Origin of the sequence: Massilia aurea, from assembly GCF_014200505.1 — a bacterium.
In the GTDB taxonomy this organism is placed as follows: Bacteria; Pseudomonadota; Gammaproteobacteria; order Burkholderiales; family Burkholderiaceae_D; genus Telluria; species Telluria aurea_B.
This window is the reverse complement of the sequence record NZ_JACHBX010000006.1, coordinates 267547-287262: the sequence shown is the minus strand read 5'-3', so window position 1 is coordinate 287262 and position 19716 is coordinate 267547. Positions and strand designations below refer to the sequence as shown.

At 60.3% G+C, this 19716-nt stretch carries 13 protein-coding genes; 8 read left to right on the top strand and 5 right to left on the bottom strand.

The genetic code is table 11. The annotated features are described in order from the left end of the window. Positions 1-312: 312 nt before the first annotated feature. The 6 genes from HD842_RS23315 (at position 313) to HD842_RS23290 (ending at position 5944) form a co-directional block, all read left to right on the top strand. A complete protein-coding gene (locus tag HD842_RS23315; RefSeq protein ID WP_183558350.1) occupies positions 313-960 on the top strand; it encodes a GAD-like domain-containing protein in 648 nt (215 codons plus the stop codon). Between the two features lie 90 nt (positions 961-1050). Continuing rightward, entirely contained in the window at positions 1051-1641 is a 591-nt protein-coding gene (locus HD842_RS24510) for a T6SS immunity protein Tdi1 domain-containing protein (RefSeq protein ID WP_370660886.1), read from the top strand. A gap of 100 nt (positions 1642-1741) precedes the next feature. Then, positions 1742-2431 carry a GAD-like domain-containing protein gene (locus tag HD842_RS23305; RefSeq protein ID WP_183558344.1) on the top strand — a complete coding sequence of 230 codons (690 nt, stop codon included), beginning with the start codon at positions 1742-1744 and terminating at the stop codon, positions 2429-2431. Positions 2432-2804: 373 nt separating this feature from the next. Beyond that, positions 2805-3305, top strand: a complete 501-nt coding sequence (locus HD842_RS24505) for a lysozyme inhibitor LprI family protein (protein WP_370660884.1) — start codon at positions 2805-2807, stop codon at positions 3303-3305. A gap of 1016 nt (positions 3306-4321) precedes the next feature. Next, positions 4322-5236 (top strand): hypothetical protein, encoded by a 915-nt coding sequence (locus HD842_RS23295; protein ID WP_183558338.1) that lies wholly within the window; start codon positions 4322-4324, stop codon positions 5234-5236. Between the two features lie 102 nt (positions 5237-5338). Further along, positions 5339-5944 (top strand): hypothetical protein, encoded by a 606-nt coding sequence (locus HD842_RS23290; protein WP_183558335.1) that lies wholly within the window; start codon positions 5339-5341, stop codon positions 5942-5944. A 95-nt stretch (positions 5945-6039) separates the two neighbouring features. Here HD842_RS23290 and HD842_RS23285 read toward each other — a convergent pair whose 3' ends face one another. The 5 genes from HD842_RS23285 to HD842_RS23265 all read right to left on the bottom strand — a co-directional run bounded on the left by HD842_RS23285 (position 6040) and on the right by HD842_RS23265 (position 11691). Continuing rightward, on the bottom strand, positions 6040-7026 hold the full coding sequence (locus HD842_RS23285; RefSeq protein ID WP_370660883.1) for a Bug family tripartite tricarboxylate transporter substrate binding protein: 987 nt from the start codon (positions 7024-7026) through the stop codon (positions 6040-6042). 53 nt (positions 7027-7079) lie between these two features. Further along, positions 7080-8057, bottom strand: a complete 978-nt coding sequence (locus tag HD842_RS23280; RefSeq protein WP_183558332.1) for a hydroxymethylglutaryl-CoA lyase — start codon at positions 8055-8057, stop codon at positions 7080-7082. Then, on the bottom strand, positions 8054-9265 hold the full coding sequence (locus HD842_RS23275) for a CaiB/BaiF CoA transferase family protein (protein ID WP_183558329.1): 1212 nt from the start codon (positions 9263-9265) through the stop codon (positions 8054-8056). Before HD842_RS23275 ends, HD842_RS23280 begins: the two co-directional genes overlap by 4 nt. A 75-nt stretch (positions 9266-9340) precedes the next feature. Beyond that, positions 9341-10276, bottom strand: a complete 936-nt coding sequence (locus HD842_RS23270; protein ID WP_183558326.1) for a LysR family transcriptional regulator — start codon at positions 10274-10276, stop codon at positions 9341-9343. A 53-nt stretch (positions 10277-10329) separates the two neighbouring features. Further along, positions 10330-11691, bottom strand: a complete 1362-nt coding sequence (locus tag HD842_RS23265) for an MmgE/PrpD family protein (protein WP_183558323.1) — start codon at positions 11689-11691, stop codon at positions 10330-10332. A 471-nt stretch (positions 11692-12162) separates the two neighbouring features. On the opposite strand from HD842_RS23265, the gene HD842_RS23260 reads away from it, so the two are divergent. Together HD842_RS23260 and HD842_RS23255 are read left to right on the top strand one after the other, a co-directional pair. Next, positions 12163-15747, top strand: a complete 3585-nt coding sequence (locus tag HD842_RS23260; protein WP_183558320.1) for a DUF4132 domain-containing protein — start codon at positions 12163-12165, stop codon at positions 15745-15747. Positions 15748-15795: 48 nt separating this feature from the next. Then, on the top strand, positions 15796-19713 hold the full coding sequence (locus HD842_RS23255; RefSeq protein ID WP_183558317.1) for a DUF4132 domain-containing protein: 3918 nt from the start codon (positions 15796-15798) through the stop codon (positions 19711-19713). Positions 19714-19716 lie beyond the last annotated feature (3 nt).

Genomic DNA, 19716 nt, shown 5'->3' with positions numbered 1-19716 from the left:
TTCGAAAAAATAAATTAACGTCACATTGGCACAGCTGGGCTCGTGAATCAGAATAAGACTCTTTCACCTAAAAGATCGCCTGTGCTAAGCCTGACTGCCATGGAAGATTCTCTATCACCCGAAGAATGGCTGGAGGAATTGCATATAAATTCTGGCCTGACAGCACCGAACCTGATAGCGCACGCAGAGTAACAATATCGAACCATAGATCACGCAGAAGAGATTTTCTGAAGTTAAGTACGCAGCTACTGATATAAAACCGGCACATTGCTTGGCAAGTGATCAATTCGAAAAATTTATAAAGGAATGGTTATGGATGAAGTATATGAATACTTTTTGTCGATTATGGGACCAGAATTTAATAAAACCCAGCCAACCGAAGCCCAGATTGCGAAATTTTCCGGTAAATTGCCGCGGAAGCTGCTTGAGTATTGGCATGATTACGGTTGGGGCGGATTTTATGACGGATTATTTTGGCTTACCGACCCGGAAGAATATGCTTCTTCTGTAGAAGCATGGCTCGCTTCAACCAACATACCGGATAAGCAAAATTATCTAGCGATTGCCAGGAGCGCATTTGGCCGCATTTTTCTCTGGAATAAAAAAACAGGGCAGAACATCACAATTATTTCGTTAGATTCATTAATAATTACTTCTCCTCCTGATGAAGATGTCGCCGCCGGCGATGATACAGATGCTCTACAGGATTTTTTATGCGAGATCGATCCTGACTATCTCGATATGCAAGACACGAAGGAAAACAATCTCTTCAAAAGGGTATTAAGAAAACTTGGACCTGTTGCAGTTGACGAGATGTATTGTTTTGAACCGGCCCTCGCTATTGGGGGATCGCCAATCCTCGGTAACATCGCAATTGTAAAAATTACACCGCAGTTAATTTTCCTGGCGCAGTTGGGAGATGTCGAAATTTTGCATATTGATGTCAGCAAAATTCTTTGATCTTAATTAACGAGCGTCTCGAATTTGCTTTTAAATAAACAATGAATTATTATTTCAAAGTATTTTTGCTAGAATTTCCCCAGCAACCTAATTCGGCCCCAATTCCACTGTTGCGACTACAGCATTTACAGGTCACGACTTCCAATCGCTCTAGTGGATTTCTGGACGCATGCTGGGTGGTCGGGATATGGTGATGGCATCCTGTGGAGCAGCGATCCTGAAGTGTTCGATCCCGCTGTTCAGGCGTGGTTAGAGCAGACTGGCCTTTTGGTAGAAAATTACACAGTGATTGCGCGAAACGCGTTCGGTGAACTGTACTTATGGGGAAAGAAAACAGGAATGAGTGTGATCATCGAACCATTACTCGGTACCGTGACCAATTTTCAGTCAAATTTTCACGAGGACAGAGAAGACGCCGCAATGCTCGCTTTTTTTGCATCAAAAAAGCAGAAATCCTCAGATTTCTATGACTACAAGGACAAGCCTTTATTCAAGAGAGCGCTAAGAAAGCTGGGGCCACTTCAGTCTGACGAAATGTACGGTTTCGAGCCAGCATTAGCGATTGGAGGAACTCCAAATCTTGAGCACCTCGTCAAGGTCAAAATGGTCGAGCATCTCGTTTTCCTATCTCAACTTGGCGAGGTCGAACTCGTTGATATTGATGTGCGACGACCCGAGTGAATTGTCGAAACAACCGACGCATGAGGAGATCACGCAATTTCCGAAGACGCTCTTTTGACAAGCATTTGGCGGCCCTAAAGTCATACAGACGAGGTATGCAATGCGTACAGCAACGTTGCATACAATACCCAACTTTTTAAAATTTATCATGAACCAATATCTAGAAGATTTTTTAACGGAATTTCCTTTGCAGCCAGGCGGAGTTAAGCCCTTCAAATCAAGCCTGGATAAATATATAGAACGGGTACCAGATGCACTTATCGTATTTTGGCAAGAAGTAGGTTGGTCAGGGTTTGCCGACGGTTTGTTATGGACCACCGACCCGGAGGAGATGCAACCCGTAATCGAACTTTGGCTGGAAAATGTCGATTTGGTGGACGCAAGCTTGTACACAGCAATTACCCGCAGCGCTTTCGGGGAAATACATCTATGGGGGAAGAAGACTGGAATGAACGTGATTATTGAACCTTTGTTTGGCACAGTTACAGTGTTCGAGCCCCACTTCAGTGAAGATAAAGAGGATCTGGAACTGATAGCCTTTTTTGGGTCCAAAGTGAAGAAGAACTTCGATTTCAGAGATGATAAAGAAAAACTTTTGTTCAAAAAAGCGCTAAAAAAACTGGGGCCACTTAATTCTGATGAGATATATGCTTTCGAACCTGCCTTAAGTATCGGTGGGCTTCCCAAGATCGAAAACCTCGTCAAAGTTAAAATGATCGAGCATCTTGCAATGCTTGCACAGTTGGCCGAGGTCGATCTAGTTCGTATGGACATCGGACGTTTCCTGTGAAATGACCAGGAGTAAGTAATCAGGCGAACTCGCCGCCTCATTGATGCGCTCTCTGATTACCAATCAGGCCTGCTCGTTCATCAGGTATTATGCGCTTGCCGATGATTCGAACCGCATCAGGTGATGCACAAGGCATGCACGAATCTCGATTGTGTACGGAACCGGAAATGGCGCGGCTGGTTGGGCCAGCGGTAACGCACTGGTGCCGGCCATTTGCGAAGTGATCTGCAGCTGAGATCCGGTGCAATTCGTCTTGTCTGCAGCGCAGCAGTTGAAGAGCCTGGATCAGCGGCTTTGTCAAAGTCGATGATTATGGAAGCAGAAAAAACGAACCTTACCTATTTGAAAGTCAAATCTTTGAATGTGAACCGATATGAGACGTCAATTTACTAAAATAATCAAAATGGCTACCATTTCGTTGGTGCTGGCATGCTCTACCACGGCTAATGGCAAACGACACTGCGAAGTGAACTGCATCCTGACGAGTGCGCTTAGCGATCAAAATTGTGCGCTCGAAAACACACCACTCGTACGCTGCCGAAATTTTGACGAATTTAAAGATTACGATAATAGACTTAATCGTTCTTATTCGATTCTACGCAAAATGCTCAATAAGACTGACCAGGAAAATTTACGGAAAATCCAAACAAGTTGGATAAGCTGGCGAGACGAGACATGTGACGATTTGGAAAGCGAAGCCAACTGTGACAATGGAATGTGCACCGGGGTCGCCCACGACTCGTGTATGATTTCCTTGACAGAACGTCGAAATAACGAGCTAGAAATTTTTAAAAAAGGCATTACTAAGGCAAAAGCGTCGAATTTTAGCTTCTCGAGGAGATTGCCGAATGATCAGCCTTTTGAGCTTCCATAGAAAATTTGAATCAAGGCGGTCTCAATGTTTAATGAAATTGGTTCAACATGATGTTTTTTATAATCCATTTGAAAAGAATTCTGGCACTAATGCTGCTTTCTGCTTTAACAGCGTGCTCGAAAGATATAGAAAATAAGCTTTACTCCAACGATCTATTAGCGTTAAAGAAGGTTGTTGCGATACCCAATGAGGTACTTTCTGCAAAATGGGAGGTATTCAGATCACCAGAGTACGCTAATATTCCAGGCCCATCCGACTTCGTCGCGCTCGTCGCGGAAATTGAAATCAAGGATGGAAGCTTCCTAACGCGCCCGTCGGTAGATCCCAAGGAGGAGTACATAGTACGTCAAGCTTCCAGACCTTGGCTGTCAAAAGAATTTAAAACACTAATGGCCAAACATGAGAATAGTCGTATCGAAATATCGAAGATCGGAGATTGCAGTCCCTACAGCGCAAAGATGACCAAAGGCGGTAGATTGGTAAATGGCATCACTTGTGTTTCAGATAATCGCCACCTAATTTATTTGTTGTTACAGTCTGACTCCCAGTAGATCGAGTAATTTTTTACGCTGTTGATTAAGTCATAGTGAATGCAGTCATGCACAGGTATCAAAAAATTACTGCCGCTGCGCGCCATGCTTTGCACTGGCATAGAAATAGAACAACAGCTCCTTCCACTTAAATAAATGGCGCATCTCTGGCCTGGTACAGTTCGCCTTGCGCTTGGAACGTATTTCAGACGAATTATTGACTGTGGAGGTACGACGATGCTACTGCTGGTGATCATCGACGTCGTTTGAACAATAGAATCCCTCAAGTTTCAAGATCGGCTAGAATCCCTACAGGATCGAAAAAATCCCCTCTTTGGGTAGAGGCGAGATGATTAGCGCTACAAATATCGCCGCCCGGGTCCCGAGACAACGGGTTTGTGCCAATTTTGACGGTATGGACCTTGAACCGGGAACCGGCCTCCCTTTCCGGGACAACGAGCGCATTGGCACAAGCAAGGATTCAGTATGCAATCTGCTCCATTCGAGTTAAGTCAGTCTCAAAAAATTCAAGTCACACTGCTCTACCTCTATGCGTCGTTCGATTACCTGAAAGAACTTCGCCTCAAGTTGCAGGGGCTGATGGTTGCAGTCGATCCGACACTCGATCTCTCGAAAATGCAACGCCGCAACTCATTGATTACCGCGTCCCAGCGTGGCGCACGTGAGATGTCCGAAAATTGGCGCAATGATGCCTGCTCCATTCTTATGCATTTCGAACGTTCAGTCGAAGGACAGATGACCGAACGTGCCAGCGATTCGTTTTCAATCACCATTGCGAACGAATGCGAGCGCAGCTTGAGAGAAATATCGCTGGCCTGGATGACGCCTGATGAGCAGGATAACTTCGACAATCAATTTCAAGCAATCTCATGGCACGCCCGTCAGCTCGACGACACGGTCAGTCAGCATCAACGGGCGGGGCGCTGGGATGATTTCAGTCTGATGCTCGCTGCTTCCGAGTGCAAGCATGATATCGACCGAGCGGATTCACTTCGGTTGCGCCCAGATATCCTTGGTGTGAGTGGCACGACACCGGCTCGTACAGGGGTGTATCTCCCTCTCGACGATCCCTACGGTACGCCTCAGTTCTGCTGGACCGGTAATCCACAAGGCGTTCTTCTCGACTGTAATACCTTCAATGAGCTTGGGCTGGAAGCGCTGGCTTCCATCGGACGGGATGATTTATGGATCAACAAAAGCCGCATGCTCGAATTTGCCCGACGTCACGCGAACGACCCAAGATTAACGCAAGACCCATTTTTTGACGACAGCATCTCTGATGAAGATCTTGCTCCAAGTCTCGTGGCGCGAAACGCATTTACCAATCGGTCGTGCCGCTGGATGTACGTCGAACAGATCCATGGTGCGCTGAAAAACTGAACTGAAGTAAAAATCTGAAGGAATCTCAGCCAAGGTGCAAATACTGGACTGTATAGTTCTCGGCTTAAAATATTTGACCCATCAGACGAAAAACGCTGTTACATGACAAAATTCTTCACTGGCTTTCTCTGCTCGACGCTTTCACTTGGCTGCCTTGCAATCGAGTTTCCTGCTGTGGGCTTGCTTGAACAAATTCCCGTGATGGGAGCAGACTACAAGGTAATAGCACGGCCCATCTATATCTTTACAAACAAGAAGTTAACTGCCCCTGCCCTTTTTACTGGCATGGCCGGAACGGAACAGCCTTATATTCCAGTATGTTGCTATCAAGTCAGAAACATCGTCCCTCTTGATCTCCCGCGGGAAGTCAAAAAGTATCATAAGGATGAAGAGTTTGGTTCGCATATGAGGGGTATTCGAGGATATGCTTACCTATACGCAGCCGAACCTGTCAGCGACAAGTCCAAACGGACATCAATCATGTCTGCTCTGATAAAGAAATCCTCGAACCCTGACGATGGGTCGCCGTTCAGTGCGCCGGTGTTAGCTGCAATGATCACTGCAGAAACCATTCCGCTGAAAATGGGAACTCCGCCCAATCAAACGACGCTTCACACGCGATATGACGAGAAATCTGATCGCCTGGTCTTTACCTTTCAGCAGGGAAATCAAAAAATCGAGTTTTCGGAACCGACGTTTGCGCACTAGCTACCTGAAATAGGTTGCTTGCGATTTCCAGACTGTGATGTAAACATCGTGGAAATCGCACTGATGGTTCTCCCAACGTGGAAGGCTGACGGTCCTCACTCCCCCGTGATCTTCGCATCCTTCACAAATTTGCCCCACGTCTGATATTCCTTGCTCGTATGCGCTGCCAATTCCTGCGGCGTCATGTAGACCGCATACGCACCCTGCTCCTGCGCCTTGCGCTTGAATGCGTCGGTCGCCATGATTTTCTTGATCTCGCCAGTCAGCTTGTCCACGATCGGCTTGGGCGTGTTGGCGGGCGCGTACACGGCAAACCACGAGCTCACGTCCAGCTTCTCGTACCCTTTGATCGTCGCCGTCGTCGGCACGTTGGGCAGACTCGGCAGCGCAACGTTGCCGGTCACCGCAATGGCGCGCAGCTTGCCGGACCGGATATGAGCCAGCAGCGGCGGTGCTGTCGTAAAGGTCATTTCGACGTTACCGCCCAGCAGATCGGTAATCGCCGGGCCCGTGCCTTTGTACGGCACGTGGGCGATATTGGTGCCGCTCATCCGGTTCAGCATTTCGCCCGTGACGTGCTGCAGCGAGCCATTGCCGGACGATGCGTAATTGAGCTTGCCGGGGTGTGCCTTGGCGTAGCTGACCAGCTCGGGCAGCGTCTTGATCGGCAGATCGGGCCGCACGACAAACACTTGCGGCGCCACGATCAGGTTCGCAACCGGCGTAAAGTCCTTGATCGGATCGAATCCGGCCTTGACCACGTGCGGCGTGATGACGTGAAAGCCCGAGTACTGCACCAGCAAGGTATAGCCGTCCGGCTTGGCCCGCTTGACGGCCGAGGCAGCGATCGCGCCCGCCCCACCCGGCCGGTTCTCGACGACGACCGGTTTGCCCAATGCCTTGGACAGCGGATCGGAGATCATGCGCGCGGCCAGGTCAGTGGTGCCACCCGGCGCGGCTGAGACCATCAGGGTGATGGCGCGCGCTGGATAGGTATCCTGTGCATGCGCGCCGATGCTGACAAGTGCTGCGCCGACGGCGAGCATACTGGCGCGCATGCGCAGCGAGTGGATCGATTTCATGGTGTCTCCTGAATTATTAAAATAGTTTTTTGCATATCGGCGATGGCCTGGGTTTACACCGCGCGCGCTTCGGCGCGCTCCCTGATCGCTTCCAGATCCCTGGGGGGGCGGTGCAGATCGAGCCGTCGGCCCGCCTTGACGATCTGGCTCGGCGTCTCGTGCCCAATTAGCGCCGGTAGCCGTGACGATGCGTCCAGCAAGCGGCCCAGATCGACGCCCGTGTCGTAACCCATCAACTGCAACGCGTGCACCACCTCTTCGGTGCAGACGTTGCCCGAAGCGCCGGGCGCATACGGGCAGCCGCCAATGCCGCCAAGCGACGCGTCGAAGCGGTCGGCGCCCGCATCGATCCCGGCCAGCACGTTGGCCAGCCCCATGCCGCGGGTATTGTGAAAGTGCAGGCTCAGTTCGGTATCCGGCCAGGCTGCGCGAAAACGCGCCGTCAGCGCCGCCACCTGGCTCGGGTATGCCATGCCGGTCGTGTCGCACAGGGTGATGCCGCCGGCGCCCGCCTCGTCGATGAAGCGCGCGCACCAGGCCAGCACCGTGTCTTCCGGCACCTCGCCTTCCATCGGGCAGCCGAACGAACACGACAACGAGATATTGACGGCCAGCGCCGCCTGTCGCGCCAGGGCGGCCACCTCGCACAAACCCTGGAACGATTGCGCCTGCGTCATGCGCAGATTGGCCAGGTTGTGCGTTTCGCTGGCCGACATCACCAGGTTCAGCTCATCGGTGCGGCTCTCGATCGCGCGCTCGGCGCCGCGCACGTTTGGCACCAGCGAGCTGTAGATCACACCTGGCACGCGCTCGATGCCAAGCATCACCTGCTGCGCATCGGCCAGCGCCGGAATCGCCTTGGGCGAAACAAAGGCGGTCACTTCGATCTTGGCCATGCCGGCCCGCGACAGGCTGTTGACCAGGCCGATCTTGTCGGCGGTGGGTACGAACACCGACTCGGCCTGCAAGCCATCGCGCGTGCCGACTTCCTGCATGTGGATGCGGCGGCCAGCGCCGTTCCACCGGTTCATGCGACCACGCCCTTGTCGCGCAAGGCGGCGATGTCCGGCTCACTCAATCCCAGTTCGCGCAGCACGCCATCGGTATCGTCGCCCAGGCCCGGGGCGGAGCTGCGCACGGTGCCTGGCGTGCCCAGCAACTTGGGAACGACGCCCGGCACCTCGAGATCGTAGCCGTCGCGCGTGGACTGGGCCAGAATCATGTCGCGCGCCCGGTAATGGGGATCCTCCGCGATGTCTTTGGCCGTATAGACCTTGCCGGCCGGGACACGGGCACCGCCCAGTAGGTCGAGGACCTCGGTGATCGGGCGCGTTGCCGTCCAGACGCTGATAGCGGCGTCGATCTCGGCCACACGCACGACGCGGCCGGCATTGTCGGCCAGCGCCGGGTCGTGGGCCAGGTCGTCGCGCCCGATCACGGCCATCAGACGCTTGAAGATACTGTCGCCGTTACCGGCGATGAGCACGTAGCCATCGTTGCAGCGGTAGGCGTTCGATGGCGCGATGCCGGGCAGCGCGCTGCCGGCCGCTTCGCGCACGGCGCCAAAGGCGCTGTATTCGGGCAGCAGGCTTTCCATGACATTGAACACGGCCTCGTGCAGGGCGACGTCGATCACCTGGCCCTTGCCGCCATTGACCTTGCGGTGGTACAACGCCGTCAGCACGCCGATCGTGCCGTGCAGCGCTGCCAGCGTGTCGCCGATCGACACGCCGCAGCGCACCGGCACGCGGTCCGGTTCGCCCGTCAGGTGGCGCAGGCCGCCCATCGCCTCGCCGATGGCACCAAAGCCTGGCAGGTCGCGGTATGGACCGGTCTGGCCGTAGCCCGAGATGCGCAGCATCACAAGGCCCGGATTGAGAGCGGACAGCTCGTCCCAACCCATGCCCCAGCCTTCGAGGGTGCCGGGGCGGAAGTTCTCGATCAGCACATCGGCTTCCGCGATCAGCTTGCGGGCAATGTCCTGACCTTCAGCGCTGCGCAGATCGAGGGCGATCGAGCGCTTGTTACGCGACTGCACCTGCCACCAGACCGACGTGCCTTCCTTGATCATGCGCCAGTTGCGCAGCGGGTCACCACTGCCGGGCGCCTCGATCTTGATGACATCGGCGCCGAATTCGCCCAGGGTCTTGCCAGCGAACGGGCCGGCGATCAATTGACCCATTTCGATGACGCGCACGCCGCGCAAGGCGCTGTCGGGAATGCTGCTGTTGAGGTTCATGCTGGTCTCGTCGATGGTTGTAGCTTGTCGACCCAGCATAGAGAGAACGGGCCCTGCCCGTCCAACCGTTTCTTTTCAACGAGCCTTCGTCAACCGCGAACGCTCTTCGGCAGCTCCCAGATGCGCGAGCAGTGCCCGCGTCACCGGTGACAAGCCCTTTTCTTCCCGCACGACGATGCGCAGCTCGCGCTCGGCCCATGGCTCGTCAATCTCGACAGCCACAAGGCCCAGCGGCTGGCCGATAGCGGTGAACACTTCATGGGGAATCACGCCCAGGCCCATGCCCACCTGCGCCATGCGGCACACGGCATCGAAGCCAGGCACGTGGATGCGGGTTTTCAATGGCCGGCCCGAGGCGCGCGACGCCAGGTGCGTGCGCTTGTTGATCGAACTGTCCGCATGCAGCCCGACATGGTCGAAGTCGAGCGTGTCCGCGAACGGGACGCGGCCGCGCCCCGCCAGCGCATGGTCATGGCGCATGACGAGCACGATGCGGTCGCGCCGGTACAGGTGACTGTGCAGTTCTCGGGTATCGGTATCGCCCGAGCAGATGCCGATCTCGGCAAAGCCATCTTCGACGCCCTTGACAACGTCGCCGCTGGGGCGCTCTTCGAGGTCGAGCCGGATCTGCTCGTGCAGGTTCAGGAATGCGCGCAGATCCTCCGGCAGAAATTCCACGATGGCCGACAGGTTCGCCACCATGCGCACGTAACCACGCAAGCCCTGGGCGTGCTCGGCCAGTTCCTGGCCGATCTTGTCGACGCTCTGCAGGATGCGGCGCGCGTGCGTCAGCAGCGATTCCCCGGCCGGGGTCAGGGTCATGCCGCGCGCCGCGCGCACCATCAGCGCCACGCCCAGCGCCCCCTCCATGTCGGCCAGCCGCTTGCTTGCGGCCGAGACGGCAATGGCTTCGCGCTCGGCAGCGCGGGTGAGTGAACCTTCTTCGTGGATTGCCAGGAAAAGCTGCAGGCTGGTGAGGTCCAGCCTTCTGAGAATATTGTTCAGTGCCATCGGAAAAGCTGATACAGCGGGAGACGAGAGTGTCACGACTGTATCAGGTCTGTTCAGGCAAACAGGTTTCCCACTCTGGGCGCGTCCGCCAGATGCCAGATGCGTTCGGCCAGCGCGTGCATCTCGGCCTCGCTCGCAGCCTCGCCGAACAGTGCCAGCCGCAGCGCTTTCCCTTCGAGTTCAGCGCGCGACAAGGTGTTGCCGGGGTCGCCCTTCGGTTCGTCGACCCGGCCAGCCAGGCGCCGGCCATCGGTGGTCTCGACCGTGACCTTGCCAATCCAGCGCGCCGGATACGCGGCGTCGACTTCGTCGTCGAACTCCATGCCCACCTTGCCACGAAACGCCGCGATCGGCGCGGCATTGAAATGGTCCTCGAACTGGCTCAGGCCGGCTACATCGTAATGCGCGATCAGCGCCAGCACCGTCCCCATCGAGAATTTGGCCTGGTGCACCGTGTGCGGATCGACGACCGCGCCCAGCACGTCGATCGCGCCTTGGTGCACGTGCGCGACGACGCGCGTGATCTGCTCTGGTTGCAGGCCGTGGCTTCGCATCACCTGCTGCAGGGCGTCGGCAGCCGGATGCGTGTGCCGGCACGACGCGTGAAATTTGAAGGACGTCTCGGCCAGCGCCCAGCGCTCGCCCAGGCGGTCGGTCAATTTGGCCGGATCGGCGTCGCTCGACATGCCCGCCGCCATGCCCTGCGCACCCTCGAGAATGCGGCATGCACCGGTAAAGCCATCCTGCGCCAGGTAGGCCGACGTCAAGCCGTTCGCGGCCGCGGCTGCTGTGTGCAACTGCTTCGAGTCGGCGGCGTCGCGCAGGAATTCCCACAGGCCCGCCGCCTGCGTGCCGGCCGAGCCGAAGGCATGCAGCATCTGGTCGGGCGTGAGCTTGAGCACGTGGCCCGCCGCCGCCGCGGCGGCCAGCGTGCCGGCCGTACCGGTCGTGTGGAAGATGCGGTAATGCGAGCGGCCAAGAAATTCGCCGACGCGGATGCCGACCTCGTAGCCGGCCACGGCCGCCGTCAGCAGGTCGCGCCCGCTGGCGCCGATCGACTGGGCAACGGCCAGCGCCGCCGGAAACACGACAGCGCCCGGATGGAACACCGAGCCGTTGTGCACGTCGTCCTGTTCGGCGACGTGCGAGGCAGCCGCGTTGACCATCGCCGCGAACAGCGGCGTGGTGGTCCGGCGCGAGATCAGCACCTCGCATGGGCCTTCGCCCGGCCCCATCGTCTGCGCATAGCGGTCGATGGTCTGCACGGCCCGTGACGTGCGACCGGCCAGCGCGGAACCGATCCAGTCGAGGAACAGATCTTCGGTGCGCATGCGCACGGCGTCGGGAATCTGCTCATAACGCAGGGACGCTGCGAAGGTGGCCAGCAACTGGCTCGGATGTGCGTGATCGACCATGGGTCTCCTTGTTTCTCGATGGGATGGGACGCGACGGTGCGACGTCGCCTGCGCGCTCCGGCCATCATAGAGATTAATAGACAATCATAAGAAATAGAAATAGGTGATACCAGCATCACGTCGTTGCATGCGATCGGACGCCTCCCGATCCGGAACGTGGCGCCCTGGCAGGCAGAATTACGCTACCATTCGTTGAGCAAATGTCAACAATGCAAGCCACCTGACTGACTGGATGAGAGACATCTTGGATGGGGCGATACGAGAGCCCCAACAAAAAAATCGTGTTTGTTCTTTGATCCGCACCACGCGTCACGCTTCCAGCCATCCAGACCCATGCATCCTGCATGTTTCCGGCATCGCCCCACCCCGCCTCGCCTCACCCGATTCGCCCGGGCCGTCTGACCGGATAGCCGACCTCTCCCTCACGTTGACGATGCCTGCCCTTGATAATCCACTACCGAGAAAGCGACCATGAAATACACCGACCACCCGACCGGCGATGGGGCCGATTTTTCGCTCGACGTCGCGCCCTGGGCAGCCTATGACACACCATTGTTACTGGACGATCCTGCCGACAAGACCCGTGCGCTGGCCATGGCGACACGCCGCCATCCGCAGCCGGTCGGGGCAGTCGACGAACACAGCAACTGGCAAACGGTGCGCGCCCTGGTGGGCGCCGTTCAGTCGCCCGACTTCGACGGTTCCGATCCCGACTTACGCGCCGATTTCGAGGCGGCCTGGCGCACGCTGGCCGAGTCCACGCCAGGCGGCACGCCGCAGAGCGACGCGGTCCTGATGGCGCTGTGCGTCGAGCGCCACAGTATGGAACGCAACGACTTCGGCGTGCCGTTTGTCGACGGTCTGGTGGCGCGGCGCGGCCTGCTGTATGTGATCGAGGCCCAGCTGGCAGCAATGCGATACACGATCGAAGAAGACTGGGCCACCAAGCTGGTGGCGCTCGTCCACCGCGCATCGGCCACCCGCTCGGATGACGGCGCCGATCCGATGACCGATGCCCAGTGGCGCCTGCGCACACAGTTGGCGGCTGCACCGCAAGCTGTCTACGACGCCTGCGCCGCCAGGGTGAACGCGGTGATCGCCGGGCTGGCGCCCGCATGCCAGATCGCCCTGGCGTTGCAGTTCCCCGACCTGCCCGAGATGACGCATGACGTGCTCGAACGGCTGTGCGCCAGCGACAATGAACCCGTGGACGCCGTTCACTACCTGCAACTGACGGCGACAAGCGACGCCGCACTGGCCCAGGCACGGGCGGTCGATATCGACAGCTACGGAACGCTCTGGGACTGGGCAGGCATGACCAGCACCATCGTGCTTGAGCACGGGGTCGACGCCGTGCGCTGGCTGGCGCCGGGCGCAGCGCATGACGCCGCGGGCGACGCATTGACGCGCATCGGCACGCCCGAGGCGATCGATGCGCTGGCCGCTGTTGCGGGCAAATCGAAGCGCGCGCTGGCCAGGCTGACGACGGCCACTGGCCGTTGGCCGGCCGCGGCAATGACCGCGTTGGCGCGCCGCATCAGTGCACAGGGCGGCAACAGCAAGCAGCAGAGTTTGTTGCAGCCGGCCCTGGTGGCGCTGGTGCAGCGTTATCCCGCGCTGCCTGCAGCGCTGCGTCCATGGCTCGACCCGGCCGCCCACGCCGTGCTGGATGCGATCGGCGCGCGCCTGGCCGGGCCGGTCGATGCCGCCGCGGCCCACGACCTGCCGCCGGTGCTGGCCAATATTCCCTGGCTACAGCCCAGGAAGAAAGCGGCTATCAGCCTGCAACTCGCCCCCTTGCCGCTGACACCGGTCGAACGCTGGGATGATGGCGAGAAGGCAGTCATCCTGGCGCCCGACGCCTGGACCGAGCGGCGCTACCAGCAGGAGCTGGGCTCGGTCGAGGCGCGGGCTGAAGGCCTGGGCTTCGAGCGCGGCAAGAACACCCCCGAGTTCCATCCGTCGTTCAAGGCCGCCTGCAAGGCGATCGAGGCGGGCAACGCCACGGAACTGGTAGCGGCCTGGGATGCCATGATGACCGAAAAGAAGAAAAACCCGCGCTGGCAGCGCATGTGGTTCGGCGGCAATGCGGCGGCGCGCCTGCCCGCCGCGCTCGGCATTCCGCTGTGGAATGCGGCCGCCGCCGAAGTCGCCTGCCACGGCACCCTGTACGTTGCCGCAACCTGGGGTTTGCCCGCGCTCCCCGGTGTGCTGGCGCGCATCAGCAGCACACCGAGCGAGCACCTCGGCATTGCGCTGCACTTTGGCGCCGTCGAACTCGGACCGGTTGCCGCGCGCGCGTTTGCCCGGGTCAACTCGCTGCGCGCCACGGGCCGCGAATGGCTCGGCCGTTTCCCCGAACATGCCGCGTGCGCGCTGATCGCCCCCGCGCTGGGCAAGCCGAGCGAGGCCCGCGACTGCGCCGCCGCCAGCCTGCGCTACCTGGCCGGCAGCGGCCACCTGGCCCTGATCGAGTCCGTGGCAGGACGCTACGACCAGCCCGGGGTCATGCAGGCCTTGCGCGCCATGCTCGATGAAAACCCGCTCGATCGCTACCCGGCCAAGCGCCCCGCCCTGCCCGCGTTCTGGCAGCCGGCCGGCTGGCGCCGTCCACTGCTCCATAGCGGCAAGCCGTTGCCGGACGCATCGCTCGACGCACTGGGGACCATGATGATGTTTCCCATCACCGACGGGGTGTACGCTGGCCTGCACCAGGTCAAGGCCGCCTGCACGGCGCAGAGCCTGGCCGATTTCGCCTGGGATTGCTTCGCGAGCTGGCTCAACGCCTCGGCCCCGTCCAGGGACAACTGGGCGCTTCTGAGCCTGGGCGCGCTCGGCAACGACGACACGGCCCGCAAGCTGACGCCGTTTCTTCGGACCTGGCCCAGCGAGGGCGCCGCTGCCAGGGCCATGACGGGGCTAACCGTGCTGGCCGCGATCGGCAGCGACGTGGCGCTCATGTTCCTGAACGGGATCGCACAAAAGGCCAAGTCGCGCCCTTTGCAGGACAAGGCGCGCGATAAGATCGCCGACGTGGCCGAAGCACGGGGCTTGACCCCGGAAGAACTGGAAGACCGCATCACACCGGACCTTGGGCTCGACGCGGATGGCAGCCTGCTGCTCGACTTTGGCCCGCGCGCGTTCAAGGTCGGGTTCGACGAAGCGCTCAAGCCCTTCGTGCGCGAGTGGCACGACAGCGCACCGGGCAAGCGCCTGCCCGACCTGCCCAAGCCGAAACAGACCGACGATGCCTTGCTGGCCGGGCCGGCAATCGAGCGTTTCAAGCTCCTCAAGAAGGATGCACGCACGATCGCCAGCCAGCAGGTGCTGCGGCTCGAACTGGCCATGTGCACCCGCCGCCGCTGGAGCACGGACGTGTTCGCGCAGTGCATCGCCGGCCACCCGCTGGTGCGGCACCTGGTGCGCCGGCTGGTGTGGGGCGTGTATGCGATGCCGCTTGAGGCCATTGACGAAGGCCATGGCGGCGCGCTGCGCGCGTGCTTTTGCGTTGATGAGAACGGCGCGTACGTGACCGCCGGCGACGATCCGTTCACGGTGCCCGAGGGCGCAGAAATCAGGATCGGCCTGCCGCACGCGCTCGACCTGTCCGCCGAGCAGGTCGCCGGGTTCGGTCAGCTGCTGGCGGACTACGAACTGCTGCAGCCGTTCCCGCAACTGGGGCGCGCCACCCATGCATTGACGGCCGATGAACGCAGCGCCAACAAGCTGCTGCGCTGGAAGGACGTCAGGGTTGCGACCGGCAAGGTCCTGGGCCTGTCGCACATTGGCTGGCGCCGTGGGTCATCCGAGGATGGAGGCATCATCTCGACCTGCGGCAAGGACGCCGATGGCGGGCGCACGCTCGAACTGACATTCGCACCTGGCCTGTTTGCCGGCATGCTCGACGAAGAGCCCGAACAGACCCTGGGCGAGGTCACGCTGGGCCGCGCCGGGCGCTCGGGCTGGGGCCAGGACGCCAGCCTGGCCACGTTCGATACACTCGATCCGATCGCTGCCAGTGAACTGATTCGCGACATGGAACACTTGTGCGCATGAAACATCACATTCACAATGCAGCCCTCTGTGCCATGGAAGGAATCACCAATGCGCCGTTTTGAGTTCACCGACGACAAGTCGGCCAAGTTCTGGGAAATCGAGCAGTCCGGGCTCGACCTGAATATCCGTTGGGGTCGCATCGGCACTGCCGGGCAGAGCCAGACCAAGTCGTTTGCCGATGACGCCAGCGCCGGCGCGGCCATGCTGAAACTGATCAAGGAAAAGACGGGCAAGGGCTATGCCGAACAGGCTGCCACGCCAGGCGCAGTCATTGGCACCGCTCCGGTCAAGGCAGCGCCCGCCGAGGCGGCGGTTGACGCGGCGACGCTGCAAGATGACACCGCGTCGAGCGCACCGGCGCCGACTGCCGCGACTGCCCCGACTGCCCCGGCAGCGGATCAGGTCGCGCCCTGGCTGGCCAATGGCGAACCGATTCTGCTCGACGATGCCGACGACACTACCCGTTCACGGGCGAAGGCAACCCGCCGCAACCCGCAGCCGGTCGTCATGGCAGACCAGCAGGCCACCTGGGACAAGGTGCGCAAGCTGATCGGCGCGCAGCTGAGGCCAGACTTCGATGGCGCCGATCCTGGCTTTCGCGCGCACTTCGAGGCAGCGTGGAACGGCATGGCCGATCCAGTGCCGGGCGGCACGCCCCAGTCCGACGCCATCCTTCTGGCACTGGCCGGCAGCCAGCACCGATACGGCCACGAAATCATCCCCGAACTGCTGGTCGACTACCTGGTGGCGCGCCATGGCCTGCCGTATGTGATCGACGTTCAGCTCGAGGCCATGCAGTATCGTGTGCACCAGACATATTCCAACGGCACTGACAAAAAGCGCACCGTGAGCATTGTCTACCGCGCGTCGTCACCCATGCACAGTATGGTCTCCGAGCCGCTGCACGACGGCCAGTGGCGCCTGCGCGCTCATCTCGCGGCCGCGCCGCAAGCGCTCTACGACGCCTGCGCCGCCAAGGTCCGCGACGTGATGGGGACGCTGGACCTCGAATCCCAGGCCGTGCTGGCGCTGCTGTTTCCCGACTTGCCGGACATGACGCACGGCGTCCTCGACCAGTTGAGCATCAAGGGCGTCGAGCCGGTGCCGGCCATGCACTGGCTGCAACTGACCGCGACCGACGACGCCGCGCTGGCGCAGGCGCGCAAGATCAAGGTCGACAGCTATGTCACGTTCTGGGGCAATGCCAGCATGGTGCACACGCTCCTGCTCGAGCATCGTACCGACGCCGTGCGCTGGCTCGCGCCGGGCGCGGCGTTCGACGAAACGGGCGACGTGCTCACGCGCATCGGTACCCCCGACGCGCTCGATGCACTGGCCCGGGTCGCCAGCAGCAGCAAGCCGGCGCTGGCACGCTTCGTCCTGGCCGCCGGGCGCTGGCCGGTCGCCGCGACGGTTGCGCTGGCGCGCCACCTTGGCGGCAACAGCAAGGATGGCGGGCTGTTGCTGCCGACGCTGATCGACCTGGTGCGCAATCAGCCTGCCTTGCCGGCGCTGTTGCAACCCTGGCTCGAGCCGGCTGCCAATGCCCTGCTCGATCGTGTCACGGCGCGCCTGGCGGGCCCGGTCGATGTCGCCGACGCCGCCGATCTGCCAGACGTACTGGCCAGCGTGCCCTGGCTGCAGGCGAAGAAAAAGACCATCGGCGTGCTGCAACTGGCCGCCCTGCCCTGCGCCCCGATCGAGCACTGGGATGACGGCGAGAAGGACGCGATCCTGACCCGCATGACTTGGCAATCAAACCTTTACAAAGACGCCGCCCGCTCGCCCGAGGTGATGGTCGAGTTGTTGGGGTTCAAGCACGACAAGCAGACACCGGGTCGAGCAGCCGCGCTCGCTGCAGGACTTCAGGCAGTCGCCGCAGGCGACGCATCCGCGCTGCTCGCCGCCTGGCGCGCCCTGCTGGTCGAAAAGAAAAAAGAGCGCTGGTTCTATTATTTTTTGAACGGCCGTGCGGTGGCACGGATGGCGCCCACGCTGGGCATCCCGTTCTGGAACGCCGCTGCATCCGAAGCCTCATGCACGGACGTCGATGTGGTTGCCGCGACCTGGGGCTTGCCGGCGTTGCCCGGGCTGCTGGCGCGGATCAGCAGCGCGCCGACCGAGAACCTCGGCATCGCCCTGCACTTCGGCGCAGTCGAACTGGCGCCCATCGCGGCGCGCGCCTACGCCAAGCTCAAGTCGCTGCGCGGTACCGGCCGCGAATGGCTGCGGCGTTTCCCCGAGCATGCGGCCTGCGCGCTGATCGCGCCGGCGCTGGGCAAGCGGAACGAGGCGCGTGATTGCGCCGCGGCCAGCCTGCGCTACCTCGCCAGTATCGGCAAACTGGCCTTGATCGAAGAAGTGGCAAGCCGCTATGACCTGCCCGAGGTGCTCACCGCCCTGCACGCCATGCTCGACGAAAGCCCGCTCGATCGCTACCCGGCCAAGCGCGCTGCGCTGCCCGGGTTCTGGAAGCCCGGCGGCTGGCACCGTCCGCTTCTGCAGGACGGCAAAGCCCTGCCCGACGCGGCGCTCGATGCACTGGGCACGATGATGATGTTCCCGACCAATGAAGAAGTGTATGCGGGCTTGCATCAAGTAAAAGCTGCCTGCACGCCGCAGAGCCTGGCCGATTTCGCGTGGGACTGTTTTTCGGGCTGGCTCAATGCGTCGGCGCCATCGAAGGACAGTTGGGCGCTGTCGAACCTGGGCCTGTTCGGCCAGGACGACACGGCGCGCAAGCTCACCCCGTTCATCCGTGCCTGGCCCGGCGAAGCGGCCCATGCCCGCGCCGTGATGGGCCTGGACGTGCTGGCCGCGATCGGCAGCGACGTGGCCCTGATGCTGTTGAACGGGATCGCGCAAAAGGTCAAGTTCAAGGGCTTGCAGGACAAGGCCCGTGAAAAGATCGACCAGGTTGCCGAAGCGCGGGGCCTGAGTCCGGAAGAACTGGCAGACCGCCTCGCGCCCGATCTGGGTCTGGACGCGCAGGGCAGCATGCTGCTGGACTTCGGCCCGCGCGCCTACAAGGTCGGATTCGACGAATCGCTCAAGCCCTATGTGCGCGAATGGCAGGATGGCACACCGGGCGCGCGCCTGCCTGATTTGCCCAAGCCGAAAAAGACCGACGACACCGCCATGGCCGCTGACGCCGTCGAGCGTTTCAAGCTGCTGAAAAAGGATGCGCGCACGATCGCCAGCCAGCAGGTGCTGCGGCTCGAGCTGGCGATGTGCGCGCGGCGCCGCTGGAGCGCGGACGTGTTCGCGCAGTTCATCGCCGGCCATCCGCTGGTGCGTCATCTGGTACGGCGCCTGGTGTGGGGCGTGTATGCAATGCCGCTCGAGACCGTCGGCGACGGCGAGGATGCACGCGAACAGGTGGCAAGTTACGGCGGCGAGCTGCTGGGCTGCTTCCGGGTGGCCGAGGATGGCGACTACACCACCGCTGACGACGATCCGTTCACGCTGCCCGAGGGTGCGCAGATCCGGATCGGCCTGCCGCATGCGCTGGAGCTGCCGGCCGACCAGGCGGCCGGGTTCGGCCAGCTGCTGGCCGACTATGAATTGCTGCAGCCGTTCGCGCAGCTGGGCCGCGACACGTATGCGCTGGGTGACGCGGAGCGCAGCGCCGACAAGCTGCTGCACTGGAAGGACCTCGTGGTCCCGACCGGCAAGATCCTGGGGCTGGCCAATATCGGCTGGCGCCGCGGCCCGGCCCAGGACGGCGGGTGCATCTGGACATTCGACAAGGCGGTCGACGGCGGGCGCACGCTCGAACTGACGCTCGACCCCGGTATCATTGTCGGGATGATCGACGAGTATCCCGAGCAGACGCTGGTCGACATCACGCTGGGCCACGCCGAGCGCGGGGGCTGGGGCCAGAACGACACGCTCTCTGCCATGGGCACGCTCGATCCGATCGCTGCCAGCGAATTGATCCGCGATATGGAGCGCCTGCGTTCCTGAGAC